15 protein-coding genes are annotated in these 15235 nt (G+C 66.8%); 7 read left to right on the forward strand and 8 right to left on the reverse strand.

From position 1 onward, the window contains the following. Nucleotides 1–108 precede the first annotated feature (108 nt). The gene (locus IEV67_RS16320) at nucleotides 109–696 is read left to right on the forward strand and encodes a 2'-5' RNA ligase family protein (RefSeq protein WP_188437688.1); all 588 of its coding nucleotides are present in this window, start codon (nucleotides 109–111) and stop codon (nucleotides 694–696) included. 228 nt (nucleotides 697–924) lie between these two features. Here the strand turns inward: IEV67_RS16320 and ccsB are convergent, their stop codons facing one another. The 7 genes from ccsB to IEV67_RS16355 all read right to left on the reverse strand — a co-directional run bounded on the left by ccsB (nucleotide 925) and on the right by IEV67_RS16355 (nucleotide 8268). Next, the gene (ccsB, locus tag IEV67_RS16325; RefSeq protein WP_188437690.1) at nucleotides 925–1914 is read right to left on the reverse strand and encodes a c-type cytochrome biogenesis protein CcsB; all 990 of its coding nucleotides are present in this window, start codon (nucleotides 1912–1914) and stop codon (nucleotides 925–927) included. 9 nt (nucleotides 1915–1923) lie between these two features. Beyond that, nucleotides 1924–3657 (reverse strand): cytochrome c biogenesis protein ResB, encoded by a 1734-nt coding sequence (gene resB, locus IEV67_RS16330; protein ID WP_373284501.1) that lies wholly within the window; start codon nucleotides 3655–3657, stop codon nucleotides 1924–1926. After that, nucleotides 3638–4393: a cytochrome c biogenesis CcdA family protein gene (locus IEV67_RS16335; protein ID WP_188437691.1), complete on the reverse strand. Its 756-nt coding sequence runs from the start codon at nucleotides 4391–4393 to the stop codon at nucleotides 3638–3640. The genes resB and IEV67_RS16335 overlap by 20 nt, the downstream gene beginning before the upstream one ends. Further along, the gene (locus IEV67_RS16340) at nucleotides 4390–5040 is read right to left on the reverse strand and encodes a TlpA family protein disulfide reductase (protein ID WP_188437692.1); all 651 of its coding nucleotides are present in this window, start codon (nucleotides 5038–5040) and stop codon (nucleotides 4390–4392) included. Before IEV67_RS16340 ends, IEV67_RS16335 begins: the two co-directional genes overlap by 4 nt. 9 nt (nucleotides 5041–5049) lie before the next feature. After that, entirely contained in the window at nucleotides 5050–6342 is a 1293-nt protein-coding gene (locus IEV67_RS16345) for a glycosyltransferase (protein WP_188437693.1), read from the reverse strand. 52 nt (nucleotides 6343–6394) lie between these two features. After that, entirely contained in the window at nucleotides 6395–7495 is a 1101-nt protein-coding gene (locus tag IEV67_RS16350) for a fatty acid desaturase family protein (protein WP_188437695.1), read from the reverse strand. Nucleotides 7496–7638: 143 nt separating this feature from the next. Continuing rightward, on the reverse strand, nucleotides 7639–8268 hold the full coding sequence (locus IEV67_RS16355; protein WP_188437696.1) for a histidine phosphatase family protein: 630 nt from the start codon (nucleotides 8266–8268) through the stop codon (nucleotides 7639–7641). A 59-nt stretch (nucleotides 8269–8327) separates the two neighbouring features. Between IEV67_RS16355 and aspS the strand changes: the two genes are divergently transcribed. Beyond that, a complete protein-coding gene (gene aspS / locus IEV67_RS16360) occupies nucleotides 8328–10109 on the forward strand; it encodes an aspartate--tRNA ligase (RefSeq protein ID WP_188437698.1) in 1782 nt (593 codons plus the stop codon). A 96-nt stretch (nucleotides 10110–10205) separates the two neighbouring features. On the opposite strand, the gene IEV67_RS16365 is transcribed toward aspS, so the two are convergent. Beyond that, nucleotides 10206–10571, reverse strand: coding sequence for a DUF5684 domain-containing protein (locus IEV67_RS16365; RefSeq protein ID WP_188437700.1), 366 nt, complete (start codon nucleotides 10569–10571; stop codon nucleotides 10206–10208). Between the two features lie 72 nt (nucleotides 10572–10643). Between IEV67_RS16365 and IEV67_RS16370 the strand changes: the two genes are divergently transcribed. The 5 genes from IEV67_RS16370 (at nucleotide 10644) to IEV67_RS16390 (ending at nucleotide 15216) form a co-directional block, all read left to right on the forward strand. Next, complete coding sequence (locus tag IEV67_RS16370) at nucleotides 10644–11150, forward strand: GNAT family N-acetyltransferase (RefSeq protein ID WP_188437702.1); 507 nt, start codon at nucleotides 10644–10646, stop codon at nucleotides 11148–11150. A gap of 133 nt (nucleotides 11151–11283) precedes the next feature. Continuing rightward, a complete protein-coding gene (locus IEV67_RS16375) occupies nucleotides 11284–12426 on the forward strand; it encodes an ABC transporter substrate-binding protein (RefSeq protein WP_188437704.1) in 1143 nt (380 codons plus the stop codon). Next, nucleotides 12405–13349, forward strand: coding sequence for an ABC transporter permease (locus IEV67_RS16380; RefSeq protein ID WP_188437706.1), 945 nt, complete (start codon nucleotides 12405–12407; stop codon nucleotides 13347–13349). Before IEV67_RS16375 ends, IEV67_RS16380 begins: the two co-directional genes overlap by 22 nt. Next, complete coding sequence (locus tag IEV67_RS16385) at nucleotides 13346–14140, forward strand: ABC transporter permease (RefSeq protein WP_188437708.1); 795 nt, start codon at nucleotides 13346–13348, stop codon at nucleotides 14138–14140. Before IEV67_RS16380 ends, IEV67_RS16385 begins: the two co-directional genes overlap by 4 nt. Then, complete coding sequence (locus tag IEV67_RS16390) at nucleotides 14137–15216, forward strand: ABC transporter ATP-binding protein (RefSeq protein ID WP_188437710.1); 1080 nt, start codon at nucleotides 14137–14139, stop codon at nucleotides 15214–15216. Before IEV67_RS16385 ends, IEV67_RS16390 begins: the two co-directional genes overlap by 4 nt. Nucleotides 15217–15235 lie beyond the last annotated feature (19 nt).

The raw sequence follows: 15235 nt of genomic DNA on the forward strand, positions 1-15235 counted from the left end.
GGAAAGTGCCGGTCATCCTCGAGTTTGACCGGCACTTTTCTCCTTTCAACGCGGATGCCGAGGTGGCGGCGCCGTAATCAACGCCGACGAGCACCATAGGCTCGGTCCATGCGGCGACCGTTCATGAATGACCCTCGGCAGCTCGCGTCTCTGGAAGGTCAGCAGTACCTGGTGCTGCGCCCGAGCGGAGCTGTTGCCGCCGACTACCGAGCGGTTCAGGATGCTGTGCTGCCGACGCTGCCCGCCGGAACAAAGCATCCGCACACGGAGCACGTCACGCTTCGCGGATTCTATGAGCCCGATCGTCTGGAGGATGTGCGCACCGTCGTTCGCACCTGGGCGGCGGCGCAGCATCCGATCGAGATCACGACCGAGGCGATCGACACTTTCCCCGCGCCGTGGCAGATCGTGATCGCGCGGCTCGTGCGTACGGCATCCCTCGTCTCGGCATACGCGACGTTGACGGATACTCTCGCCATCACCGATTTCCGGCGTCTCGACGAGCGCAGCCTCGACGACTGGACGTTCCACATGTCGGTCGTCTACGGCAAGGCGCTCGATGCGGATGCCTGGTCCGCTCTCGAACGATCCATCACGCGCGAGTACGCCGAGCGGCCCACCGAGATCGTCAGCGAGGCGGAGTTCGTCTGGTATTCCGGCGGTGTCGAGCACCACGAGGTGATGCCGCTGGGCTGATCCGGCGAGGGCTTCGACTCGCTCCGCTCGCTCAACCCGTTTCGTCTCCGGCGCTCCGCGCCTGCGCTCAACGCGCCGCTGTCCGCACCTGTCTCAACGCCCCGCTGTCCGCACCTGCGCTCAACGCCCCCTAGGCATCACGCACAGCCCGTTCGGGTCGTTGAGCGAGCGGAGCGAGACGAAACGCGTTGAGCGAGCCGGAGGCGAGTCGAAACGGCGCCGTAGAACTCAGCTCAGGCCGGAGTACGCGTGCAGGCCCTTGAAGAAGACGTTGACGATCGTGAAGTTGAAGATCACAGCGGTGAAGCCGATGATCGCCAGCCATGCCGAACGACTTCCGCGCCATCCACGGGTGGCACGCGCGTGGATGTATCCGGCGAAGAGCACCCAGATGATGAAGGTCCAGGTCTCCTTGACGTCGAAGCCCCAGTAGCGTCCCCAGGCGTCCTGCGCCCAGATCGATCCGGCGATGAGCGTGAAGGTCCAGAGGATGAACCCGACGATCGCGAAGCGGAACGCGAGCCCTTCCAGGCGCTCGGAGCCGGGGAGCGTCGAGAGGAACGCCGGGCCAGGCTTCTCCGCTTCCTCGGCGATGCGGCGCTCGCGCCGGTGCTGCATGAGTTGCAGCGCCGACAACGCAGCGGTGAGGGCGAAGAACGCCGTGCCGAGCGACGCCACGAACACGTGGATCACGAGCCAGACGCTCTTGAGCGGATCCATCAGAGGCACGACGCCGACGTAGAAGCTCAGCGCTGCTGAGCCCATCAGCACGACGATGAGGCCGGTGATGAACGTGCCGAGGAAGCGCAGATCGATGCGTGTGAGCACGAGCAGATAGACGAAGACGACCAGCAGCGTGCCGATCATCGCGAACTCGTACAGGTTCGCCCACGGCACGCGCTCGGCGGCGATACCGCGCAGCACGGTCGCGGCGAGGTGGAACACGAACGCGAGGCCCGTGAGGGTGGTGCCGATGCGGGCCATCACGTAGCGCGGCTTCGCCGGCTCAGCGGATGCTGCATCGTCGGCCGCATCAGGAGCGCCCGGAACGCCGGCGACGCCCCCTGCACCGACCAGTGCGGTCTCACGCGCGAGGCGTGCGTCGGCGGTGACCTCTGAGCGACGCGCGAGGTCGAACGCGTAGGCGACGAAGGCCGCGGCGTAGATCGCGATCGCCGTCCAGACGAACAGGATCGAGAGGGAATCGAGGTCGGGCATGGTGCCAGTCTACTTTCGGGTCTTCTCAGAGGGGGAGGTGCGTCGAGGCGCATCGAGCAGACGGGCGTGGCCCGCGACAAGATCGTCGACGGCGGCGGCGAGCGTCGGATCCTCACCGCGAGCCAGACCCGCGTACTCGAGGTTGACAGCGCCGTCGGAGGATGTCGCCTTGACCCACATCCGCCGACGAGGAACGAACAGCGCGAGCATGAGGCCCGCCAGCGCGAGCAGCGCGAACACCAGCACCCAGACCGCCGAGTCGTCGTGGTGGATCTGAAGCGAGACGAACCGCTTCACGGACTCGCGGTAATCCGTCGCACCGGCCGGCGACTCGTCCTCGAAGGTGACCGTCCCGAGCCCATTCGGCAGATCGGCGGTCTCCCCCGGCGCGAGTTCGATGGAGTCGACATCCGTCGTGCGGCCGGTGAGCTTGGTGAGCTCTTCGGTGTCGAGCACGTACACGGAGCGGGGCGTGCCTTCGTCGATGCCGAGGTCACCCTCGTAGACGTCGAGCGTGAGCAGAGGTGCGAGCAGGTCGCCGTGCGCCGACGCGAACGCACCGGTCTCGAGCTTGGCCGCGCTCGGGTAGAAGAACGCGGCGATGCCGAGCTGCTCCGGCATCCCGTCGGTGACCTTGATGACGCCCAGCGAGGTCAGGTTGGTGTCCTGCGGCAGGAACGGCACCGAGTTGCTGTACACGACATCGCCGTCGGCATTTCGCACGGTGATCGTCGGGGCGTAGCCGTTGCCGAGCAGGTAGATCTTGTCGCCCGCGACGCCGAGCGGATGGTTCACCCGCACGGAATCCTCGCGCGTCTCGCCGTTCTCGCGCACCGAGACGTTGGCCGAGAAGTCGCCGGCCTGACCGGATGCCGCCGAGCCGTACTGCTGGTACGTGACGTCGAACGAGTCCAGCGTCATCGCGTACGGGCTCAGCGCGTCGTCGCTGACGAAGCGTCCGCGGTTCATCGACTCGTAGTCGAGCAGCGTGTTGACGAAGGTCTGGCCCTCCACGACCACGCGCTGGCCGGTGTAGGCGAAGCTGCCGCCGATGCCGACCACCAGCAGCACGCCGACGAGCGCGAGGTGGAAGACGAGGTTGCCCGTTTCGCGCCAGTACCCGCGTTCGGCCGACACGGAGTACGTGCGTCCCTTGTCATAGCGCTCGACGCGGTAGCCGAGAGCCTTCAGCTGCTTCTGGGCGACATCGATCGACCGGGCGGCCTCGGCGTCGGCATCCGCAGTATCGCGCGTCACCTCGCGGTGATCCTCGAGACGCCCCAACCGCGCGGGTGTACGCGGCGGACGCGCACGCAGCGCCTTGAGGTGATGCTTGATGCGCGGGATGACGCAGCCCACGAGCGAGATGAACAGCAGCAGGTAGATCGCCGAGAACCACGGCGACAGGTACACGTCGAACATGTTCATCGCGTCGAGCACGGGGAACAGATCGGGGTTGTCGGCCTCCCACTGCGTGACGCCGTTCGGGTCCGCCATGCGCTGCGGGAAGATCGATCCTGGAATCGCCGCGATCGCGAGCACGAGCAGCAGGATGATCGCCGTGCGCATCGATGTCAGCTGACGCCAGCCCCACCGGAGCCATCCGATCAGGCCGAGACGCGGCTGGGTGATCGAGTCGTCGCCGTCGATGTGGTCGGACGGACGAAGCGGATCGGAAGACGTCACGGCATCCTTCTGGTCGTCAGCGGAGTCGGCGCGGGAATCAGAGCGGGAGGATGACACTGCCCATCACCGCCGTCAGTTGCGACATGATGTCGGTCCAGATCCCGGTGACCATGAGCACGCCGAGCAGTATCAGCAGCACGCCGCCGATGATGTTCACGACGCGGATGTGGCGGCGCAGGAAGCCGATGGCCCTGGTCGCCCAGCCGAAGCCGAGAGCGACGAGCAGGAAAGGGATGCCGAGACCGAGGCTGTACGCGAGGCCGAGGAAACCCGCGCGAACGGGATCTCCGACGTTGATCGACAGCGCGACGATGGCCGCGAGCGTCGGCCCCATGCACGGCGCCCATCCGATGCCGAGCGCGACGCCGAGCAGTGGGGCACCGATGATGCCGGCCTTGGAATCGACCTGGAAGCGGAACTCTCGCTGCATGAAGCCGAACAGTCCGAGGAAGACGAGCCCCATGAGGATGATCACGACGCCCAGGACCCGGGTGATGATGTCGCCCCACTGCAGGAAGAAGACGCCGACCGTTCCGCTGAGTGCCGTGTACGCGACGAACACGACGGCGAAGCCGAGGATGAAAAGCAGCACGCCCAGCACGAGTCGACCACGGCCGGTCTGAGAGGTCGATCCGTTCGACGAACGTGGAGCCACCGCTCCCCCGAGGAACCCCAGATAACCCGGAACGAGCGGAAGCACACAGGGTGACAGGAACGACACGAGTCCCGCGAGCATCGCGACCGGGATCGCGAGCCAGAGCGCGCCGGAGCCGATCAGCTCCTGGGTGTTCACGCGCTCTCCGCGAGCGCGTCCTTGACGAGCGTGGAGAGGATCGATGGCCCGTCGAGCGGACCGACGATGCGGGCCGCCACACGCCCCTGCTTGTCGAGCACGAGTGTGGACGGCGTCCCCTGCAGGGGTGCGTCGCTCGCGAAGGCGAGCTTCGCCTCACCGCTGTCGACGTCGATGAGGCTCGGGTAGGTCACGCCGTACGTCTCGGCGAACGCCTTGGCGGTGTCGGCCTGATCGTAGATGTTGACGCCGACGAAGGAGACGTCTTCATCCTCGTTCGCCTGCCAGACGGATTCGAGGTCCTTCGCCTCGACGCGGCACGGGGCGCAGCCCGCGTACCAGAAGTTCACGACAGTGACGTCGCCGGCGATGTCGGCGCTGCTGAACTCCTCGCCGTCTTCTGTCACTCCGCCGAAGACGATCGGTTCGCCGCGGTCCGCCGGTGCGATCTCGACGACGGCGCCATCCGCGGAGATGTAGCCCTTGCCATCACCGTCGAGGTACTGCTGCGCGACCGGATCCGGTGCACAGGCCGTCAGAGCGACGGCGAACAGCGCGGCGAGCGCGGCTCCGACCAGACGACCGGGGCGTCGAGTACGGGAGGAGCGGCCGCTGCGAATCGGTCGAATCGTCGAGGCGAGTGGCACATTCCCAGTCTAGACGCGGGAATCTATGCGGCCCCTGTACTCTGGACGGCCCCTGTACGCCGTCCGGGCACGGTCTGTGCGTGCATCATCGTCTGCGCGTGCGGAGCGGCGGGTTCCTGCACCGCGGTACAGATCCTCATACCGACGCACGATCGTCCTGGCATCGTGCTGGATGGCGCGTTGCACGGCGTGCCTGCTCATCGCCATGTAGTCGCTGTCTGGAAGCCTCAGGATCTTCACGATCTGGCGGGCGAACTCCTCGGCGTTGTACGTCGGGACGAGGAAGCCCTCGATGCCGTTGTGGACCAGGTGCGGCAGTGCCATCGCATCCGCGACCACGGCGGGAGTTCCGGATGCCAATGCCTCGAGCGTCGCGATGCTCTGCAGCTCTGCGGGCGACGGCATGACGAAGACGGACGCCTCTTGGTGCAGCACCGCAAGCTGCTCGTCGCTCACGCGCCCGTGGAACCGCACGACATCCGAGATCCCCAGCTGCGCGGCGAGCTGTTCCAGAATCGACCGCTCGGATCCACCGCCGACGATATCGAGATGCGCATCGACGTCGCGGTCAAGCAGAGCGATCGCTCTCAGCAGGGTCGGCAGATTCTTCTCAGGGTCCAGGCGGCCGACGAAGAGGATGCTGCGCGGGCCGGCGGGTTTCGCGTGCTTCGGCGTGAAGCGCTGCAGGTCGACGCCGCACGAGATGGGAGTGACGGATGCGATGCCGATACTGCGCTCGAGGTAGTCCGCTGCGATCGGGGTGGGGCTTGTGACGATGTCGGCCCGCGCATACACGGCGGCAGCGAGGTTCCAGCCGCGTCGCGTCACCCCTGGAACCATCCGGCTGGGCAGCCCACCGACGGAGGCCAGATTGTCCGGCATCACATGATTGGTCGCCACGATCGGGATGCTGCGCGCGTGCGCTTCGTATGCGACACCGCGGCCGATGCCGATGAACGACTGCACGTGCACCACGTCAGGACGGACCTCGTCGAGGATGCGCCCGACGCGTCGCCGGACCTCCCACGGCGGAGCGATCCGCAGCCACTCATGTGAAGGCCACTTCACGCTGCGCAGCCGATGCGTCCGAATCAACTGGTCGTCGATCATCGTGACTCCCGAGTGGCCGGTGAACGTGGGCGACGGTGCAATCACGTGAACGTCGTGCCCACGGCGAGCCAGGCGCACAGCATGATCGCGGGCGAACCTAGCCGCACCGTTGATGTCCGGCGGGAACGTGTCAGTCGCGATGAGCACGCGCAACGGTTCGGCCTGGTGCTCGGGTGACATCGTGCTGGTCATCGTCCACGTCCCTCTCATGGTGTTCTGTTCGCTGTCTCGACGTTATGACAGGTCAGATCCGCCGGTACTGCGACGCCGCCGGGCAGTCGAACGGATCGCGGGCGGCCAGCCCGACGCGGTTGAGATAGTCGATGACGATCGCGTACGAGCGCCACAGGGTCGTCTCGGTGTACGGAATCTCGTTGACGGCGCAGTGTTCCCGAACGATCATGCGCGCCGCCGCGAGGTGCGGACGGGGCATGGAGGGGAACAGGTGGTGCTCGATCTGGTAGTTCAGCCCGCCCATCAGCCAAGTGGCCCACCAGCCTCCCGAGATGTTCCGAGAGGTGCGGACCTGCTTGGTGAAGAAGTCGAGTCGCGCATCCGCAGCCACAACGGGCATGCCCTTATGGTTCGGTGCGAACGACGCACCCATGTAGACGCCGAAGACGGCCAGCTGCACCCCGATGAATGCGAACGCCATCCCGGCAGGCAGCATCCAGAACACGGCACCGAGAACGATGGCGTGCCGGATCAGGAGGAATGCGAGTTCGGGCACCCGGTTCTTGACCGGCCCGCGTGCGACGAGGTGCTTGAGGCTGAGGTAGTGCAGGTTGATGCCCTCCAGCGTCAGCAGGGGGAAGAACAGCCAGCCCTGCCGGCGCGTGATCCAACGGCGAAGCCCACGCGCCTCGGCCGCATCCGTGTCGAGGAAGGAGATCGTGTCGACCTCGATGTCGGGGTCGCGCCCGACGCGGTTCGGATTGGCGTGGTGGCGGCTGTGCTTGGAATCCCACCAGGAGTAGCTCAGTCCGACGAGCCCGGCGAGGATGCGTGCCAACCGGTCATTGGCGGGGCCGGTCTCCAGGATGGTGCGGTGGGCGGCTTCGTGTGCGAGGAACGCGACCTGGGTGGCCACGATGCCCAATGCAGCCGCGATCAGCAGCTGGTACCAACTGTCGCCGAGCAGGAGGAAGCCGACGACGAGTCCTGAGAATGCGAGCGCCAAGGCGGCGCCCACCAGAAGGTAGAACCGTGGCGCGCGGCGCAGCAGTCCGGTGTCGCGCACGCGCTGCGAGATCTGGGTGTAGGCGCGAGCGACCGGCGGGAACTCGCCAGTGCGCGCGTAGGTCTGACGAACAGGACCGAGCTGCGAGTCGGCGACGATGGTCATGAGAATCTCCTCTGGACGCGCGATTCACGATGCGCGATCCCGGCGGTCGGCGCTTCCGGCCGTGTCAGGAGATTAAGAGCGCCATGTCGGGCTCCACATCACACGTGGGTATCGACTCGTCTGCACCCCTGGTAGGGGGTCGCTCAGACGGCGCCGACGTCGACCGCGTCGCCGGTCGCCGCCGGCTCGGCGTAGTCGACCTCACGCCAGACATCGCCGACACGCTCGAACGACGTCACGCTCGACAGCGCGCAACGGCGCGTGCGAGGGTCATGCCGCAGGGGCAGACCGGCCACGTGCAGGTGGGTGATCCAGATCGGCGCCTGATGCGACACGATCACGGCATCCCCGCCGTCGGTCTCGTGCCAGGCGCTGTTCATCGCGTCCTCCATGCGCGCCGCGATCGTGAGGTACGGCTCGCCCCAACTCGGCAGCGACGGCCGTCGCAGATGCCACCAGTTGCGCGGATCGCGCAGCGACCGGCTCATGCGGGTGCCTTCGAACACGTTGGTCGGTTCGATCACCCGCTCGTCGATCACCGGCTCCAGGCCGAAGATCTCCGTGAACGGCTCTGCCGACTCCTGCGCGCGCTGCAGCGGAGAGGACCGCAGCGAGGTCACCGGACGGCCGAGTCCGGCGATGTACTCGGCCGCGTCTCGCGCCATCCGCCGTCCGTCCTCGCTGAGCCGATAGTGCGGCAGTCGGCCATAGAGCACTCGTCCGGGGTTGTGCACTTCGCCGTGGCGGACCAGATGGAGGCGTTCGGCTGGCATGGCCCCAGTCTAGGGATGCCGTCCTCTGACGCCCGCGAGCACCCACGTAGAATGGCGGAATGCTGCGAACTCACACGACCGGCTCCCTGCGAGCCGAGCACATAGGTCAGACCGTCACCCTCTCGGGTTGGGTCGATCGTCGTCGTGATCACGGCGGTGTCGCGTTCATCGATCTCCGTGACGCATCAGGCATCGCCCAGGTGGTCATCCGTGATGAGGAGACCGCCCACCCGCTGCGCAGCGAGTTCGTGCTGAAGGTGACGGGAACGGTGTCCGCCCGCCCTGCCGGCAACGAGAACCCGAACCTGCCCACCGGCGAGATCGAGGTCATCGCGACTGAGGTCGAGGTGCTCAACGAGTCCGCTCCGCTCCCCTTCCAGGTCTCCACCGGGCTCGGCGACACCGACACGATCGGCGAGGATGTGCGGTTCAAGCACCGCTATCTCGACCTGCGGCGCCCCTCGTCGGCATCCGCTCTTCGTCTGCGCTCCGACGTGAACAAAGCGATCCGCGACGTGCTGCACGGTCGCGACTTCCTCGAGGTCGAGACCCCGACGCTCACGAAGTCGACTCCGGAGGGTGCCCGCGACTTCGTCGTGCCCGCACGCCTGCACCCAGGCAGCTGGTACGCCCTGCCGCAGAGCCCGCAGCTGTTCAAGCAGCTGCTCATGGTCGGCGGCGTCGAGAAGTACTACCAGATGGCCCGCTGCTACCGCGACGAGGACTTCCGTGCCGACCGTCAGCCGGAGTTCACACAGCTCGACATCGAGATGAGCTTCGTCGACCAGGAAGACGTCATCACGCTGATGGAGGAGCTCATCCCCGCGATGTGGGCGACCATCGGCGTCGAAGTGCAGACTCCGCTGCCGCGCATCACCTACGCCGACGCCATGGCGAAGTACGGCTCGGACAAGCCCGATCTGCGCTTCGGTCTCGAGCTCGTCGAGGCGACCGAGTACTTCGCGGACACGACGTTCCGCGTCTTCCAGTCCGACTATGTCGGCGCCGTGCTCATGCCAGGCGGCGCATCGCAGCCGCGCAAGCAGCTCGACGCCTGGCAGGACTGGGCGAAGCAGCGCGGCGCCCGCGGTCTCGCGTACGTGCTCTTCAACGAGGACGGCTCACTCGGCGGCCCTGTTGCCAAGAACCTGTCGGATGCCGAGAAGGCCGGCCTCGCCGACCTCGTCGGTGCTGCGGCAGGTGACTGCGTGTTCTTCGCCGCAGGATCCGCCAAGGACAGCCGCGCACTGCTCGGCGCTGCCCGCGTCGAGATCGGTCGCCGCCTCGGTCTGCTCGACCCCGACGTCTTCGCGTTCACGTGGGTGGTCGACGCCCCGATGTTCGAGCCTGCGGCGGATGCCGTGGCATCCGGTGACGTCGCCGTCGGAGCCGGCGCGTGGACAGCAGTGCACCACGCCTTCACCGGCCCGAAGCCGGAGTTCGCCGACACGTTCGACACCGACCCCGGATCCGCCCTCGCCTACGCGTACGACATCGTGTGCAACGGGTCGGAGCTGGGCGGCGGATCGATCCGCATCCACCGCGAAGACGTGCAGAAGCGCGTGTTCGAGGTCATGGGCATCTCGGATGAGGTCGCCGACGAGCAGTTCGGCTTCCTGCTGGAGGCGTTCAAGTTCGGCGCCCCGCCGCACGGCGGCATCGCGCTCGGCATGGACCGCGTCCTGCAGCACCTCACCAAGACCGAGTCGATCCGCGAGGTCATCGCGTTCCCGAAGACCGGCAACGGCTTCGACCCGCTGACCGCCGCACCCGCACCGATCACCGATGCGCAGCGTGCAGAGGCCGGCGTCGACTTCGTCCCGGAGGACGACGAGGCCTGAGCCCGCGTTCGGCTCGCCGAGACCCCGTCTTATCACCGAGACCCCCTGCTGCAGCAGGGGGTCTCGGCAGTTTCCAGGGGTCTCGGCGGGTGGTTGTCAGACCTTCCGGTACTGCGCCGAGCCGAAGCCGATGATGAGGTGCCCGATGAACGGGAACAGCCAGAGCAGGAAGAAGGAGAACACGCCGCCCTTGCCGAAGTTGGCGCCCTCCTTGATGGCGACGACGATCGCGAAGATGATGTTCACGAACGGGATCAGGTAGAGCAGCGCGAACCATCCCGACATGCCGGCGATCTTGACCAGGAACACCCAGTTCACGATCGGGATCAGGGCGAGGATGCCCGGGTAGCCCGCCTTGACGAACACCTTCCACATCGTGATCGCGTAGATGACGTAGAAGATGATGCCGAGAACGGCGGAGCTCGTCGAGAAGATCTGCTCTGACAGAAGGTTCGAATCCATGGCTCTCACCCTGGCGGGGGCGCCGACGGCTTGTCAACCGCCGAGACCGCCGCTACCTGCGAGGATCAGAGCATGCTCGCAGCTCTCCCCCTGCCCCACCCGTTCGACTCCAGAGCCGGTCTGGCACTTCTGCGGAGGGCGACGCCGGCGGACACGGATGCGTTGATCGCCCTGCTCGCGGACGACCCCATCAGCGCCGCGCGCGGCGACGTCGCATCCGACGACGATATTCCGGCATACGAGGCGGCCCTGACCGAGATCCTTGCAGACCCGTCGAACGATCTTCTCGTCGTCGATCTCGGTGACGCGGTCGTCGGCACGCTGCAACTCACCTCGATCCCGGGGATGGCACGCCGTGGTTCCCGACGGCTGCTCGTCGAGGCTGTCAGGGTCCGCAGCGACTTGCGCTCCGCCGGGATCGGGTCAGCGATGATGCACTGGGTGGCAGATTCGGCCGCACCTGCACTGGGTTCGGCAATGGTGCAGCTCACCTCGGACGCCGCCCGCACCGACGCGCACCGCTTCTACGAGCGCCTGGGATACACGGGCTCGCACATCGGCTTCAAGTACAAGATCTGAAGACGACGCCGACCGGCCACGGATCGGACACGTTCCGTTCACCACAGCCGCGCCCGCACGTCACCCCCGACCAATAGTTTGCTCTCGCAACCCGATTCCGGCCTACCCGTGGCCGGACGCCGAGAGGATACCCATGGCCCCCATTCCCCGCCGCGCGCGACTCGTCGCCGGCATCGCCCTTGCCGCGACAGCGGCGCTCTCTCTCACCTCATGCGCGGCCGACACCGCCACTGGCGACGGCACCGGTGACGCCGGCGCGGATGCCGCGACCGCGACCTCGATCGAAGACTTCGGCTCGTTCGAAGACCTCGAGACGGCAGCGAAGGCCGAAGGCCAGCTGAACGTGATCGCCCTCCCCCGCGACTGGGCGAACTACGGCGAGATCCTCGACCTGTTCGCCGAGACGTACCCCGAGATCACCATCAACGAGGCATCGCCCGACATCTCCAGCGCCGAGGAGATCACCGCGGCGGAGACGAACGAAGGCCTCGACACCGCTCCCGACGTCTTCGACCTCGGCCTCGCCGTCGCGCTCTCCAGCACCGACCAGTTCGCGCCGTACCAGGTGCAGACGTGGGACGAGATCCCCGACGCACTCAAGGAGTCGACCGGCCTGTTCGTCGGCGACTACGGCGGATACATGTCGATCGGCTACGACTCCTCGAAGTTCGACGAGCCCGGCTCGCTCGACGACCTGCTCGGTGCCGACTACAAGGGTGCCGTGGCGATCAACGGCGACCCGACGCAGGCCGGCGCCGCCTTCGCAGCGGTCGGCCTCGCAGCCGTGCAGTCCGACGGGACGCTCGACGACTTCCAGCCCGGCATCGACTTCTTCAGCGAGCTGCAGAAGGCCGGTAACTTCCTCAAGGTCGACGTCACCCCCGCCACCATCACCAGTGGTGAGACGCCCGTCGTCTTCGACTGGGACTACCTGAACGCTGCGGCGGGCGCCGACAACGAGAACTGGAAGGTCGCCGTGCTCGACGGCGTCGGCTACGCCGGCTACTACAACCAGGCCATCAACAAGGACGCCCCGAACCCGGCGGCCGCCCGCCTGTGGCAGGAGTTCCTGTACAGCGACGACGTGCAGAACCTCTGGCTCAAGGGCGGTGCACGTCCGGCCCGCATGGAGGCCATGACCGAGGCCGGCACGATCGACGCCGACCTCGCGGCAGCCCTGCCCGAGGTTCCGTCCGAGACTGTCGTCCCCACCGAGGAGCAGTCGACGAACGCCGGCACCCTGCTCGGCGAGAAGTGGGCAGCGGCGGTCCAGTGACCACTGTGCTTCTGGGGGCGGATGCTGCGGCATCCGCCCCCTCGACCGCCGGGCCGTCTCGCGCGGCCCGGCGGTCCGGCATGTCCGTGGCCTGGCTGGGCCTCGTTCCCTTCACCGCCTACGTGCTGCTCTTTCTGGCGGTTCCGACGATCCTCGCAATCGGATCCGGTTTCTTCGCCGATGACGGCTCGTTCACCTGGACCAACGTCACAGCTCTTGCCGACCCGGTCGTGCTGAACACCTTCGCGAACTCTGCGGGCTTGTCGCTGCTGACCGCCATCGTCGGCGCGGTGGTCGGCGCACTGGTCTGCTACGCCCTGCTCGGCATCGATCCGCAAGGCGCGGTGCGCTCGAGCGTGGATGCCGCGGCAGGCGTACTCGCGCAGTTCGGTGGGGTCATGCTCGCTTTCGCGTTCATCGCCACGGTTGGAGCCCAGGGCGTCATCACGCTGTTCCTGACGAACAGTTTCAACCTCAACATCTACGAGAACGGCACGTGGCTTTACGAAGTGCCCGGTCTGATCATGCCGTACATCTACTTTCAGGTACCGCTCATGGTGATCACGTTCATGCCGGCGCTGGCCGCCCTGAAGCCGCAGTGGGCCGAAGCGAACCTCACACTCGGCGGCACCCGCGCGAGTTTCTGGCTGCGCGTCGGGATTCCCGTGCTCGCCCCATCGTTCCTGGCCAGCCTGCTGCTGTTGTTCGCGAACTCCTTCTCGTCCTACGCCACCGCCGCGGCGCTCATCAGCCAGGGCTCACAGATCGTCCCGCTGCAGATCCGCGCCGCGCTCACCAGCGAGACGGTGCTCGGCCGCGAGAACCTCGCAGGCGCCCTGGCACTCGGAATGATCGTCGTCGTCGGCATCGTGATGGGTCTCTATTCCCTCGTCCAGCGTCGGGCCGCGAGGTGGCAGTCATGAATCGTCTCAGCCCATCGCGCGCAACTCGCTGGGTCATCGGCATGCTCGTCGGCGCATTCTTCGCGATTCCACTGATCTCCACGTTCCTTTACACCGTCCTGCTCAAAGACGGTGGCTGGACGTTCGAACGCTGGACGGCGCTGTTCGATCCCGCGGCATCAGCGGCGATCAAGCCGATCTGGACAGGGCTGGGCAACTCTCTCGTCCTCGCCGTCATCACAGTTCTCATCGTGCTGCTGCTGCTGGCGCCGACCATGATCCTGGTGAACCTGCGATTCCCGAAGCTGAAGCCGTTCTTCGAATTCATGGTGCTGCTGCCGATTTCCATCCCCGCGATTGTGCTCGTGGTCGGGCTCGCGCCGATCTACCTGCAGATCGGACGCACGCTGGGAACCGGCACCTGGACGCTGGCATTCGCCTACGGCATCACCGTGTTGCCGTTCGCGTTCCGGTCGATCCAGGCATCCATCGATGCCGCCGACCTCCGCACCCTCGCAGAGGCCGCCCGCTCGCTCGGTGCGAGCTGGCCGGTCGTCGTGCTGAAGGTACTCGCACCGAACATTCGTCAGGGTCTGCTTGCGGCATCCCTCATCTCCGTCGCCGTCGTCCTGGGCGAGTTCACGATCGCCTCGCTGCTCAACCGTCAGGTTTTCCAGACCGCGTTGGTCGTCGTCAACAAGCAGGATGCCTACGCCCCAGCGATCTTCACCCTGCTCGCGCTGCTGTTCTGCTTCCTGCTGCTGCTCATCATCGGCCGCGCTGCTCGCGGCAACCGAAAGGCACGTTCATGACCGTTCTTCCCGCCACCAAGGACAACGTCCTCCTCGCTGAAGCCGGCGAGGGCACCCGCGTGCAGTTCCAGGGCATCGAGAAGAGCTATGGCACGAATCGTGTCCTTCACGGCGTCGACCTCGACATCGCGCCCGGGGAGTTCGTCTCGCTGCTCGGGCCGTCCGGATGCGGCAAGACCACGGCACTGCGCGTGCTGGCAGGTCTGGAGACCGCGGACGGCGGCGCGGTGCTGCTGGGCGGACAGGACGTTTCGCGCATCCCCACCAACAAGCGCGACATCGGCATGGTGTTCCAGTCGTACTCGCTGTTCCCGCATCTGCGCGTCGACGACAACACCGCGTTCGGGCTGCGCCGCAGAGGTGTGGGCAAGGCTGCGGCGGCGAAGCGCGCCCTCGACGCCCTGGCACTGGTCGGGCTCGAGAATTTCGCGGATCGCTACCCGCACCAGCTCTCCGGCGGTCAGCAGCAGCGCGTCGCGCTCGCTCGCGCTCTGGTCACCGAGCCGCGTGTGCTGCTGCTCGACGAGCCGCTCTCGGCTCTCGATGTCAAGGTGCGGGTGCAGCTGCGCGATGAGATCCGCCGCATCCAGTTGCGGCTCGGCATCACCACGGTGTTCGTCACTCACGATCAGGAGGAGGCGCTGGCCGTCTCCGACCGGATCGCGGTGATGGATGCCGGACGCATCGACCAGATCGACACCCCCGAAGAGCTCTATCTGCGGCCCGCGTCCGCGCACGTCGCCGCGTTCGTCGGCCTCTCCAGCGTCGTCCCTGGTGTGGCGTCGGGTGATCGTGTGACGGTGTGGGGTCGCGAGCTGCCGACCAACGCGCCCGCCGATGGTCCGGTCGAGGTGCACCTGCGCCCCGAGAACCTGCGCTTCTCCGGCGAGGCGGATGCTGCGATCGGCGGTGTCGTGGAGGAGAGCACGTTCCTCGGCAGCATCCGCCGCACGCTCGTCAAGACGGATGCCGGCGACCTGGTTCGCGTGCAGCACGATGCGCACCAGCATCCGTCCTTCGGCGACCGCGTGCACCTGACCGTCGAGCCCGTCCCGGTGGCCGTGCGCGCAAACTGACGCCGAGACCCCGGGTTCA

The organism is Microbacterium murale (assembly GCF_014635185.1).
Classification (GTDB): Bacteria; Actinomycetota; Actinomycetes; order Actinomycetales; family Microbacteriaceae; genus Microbacterium; species Microbacterium murale.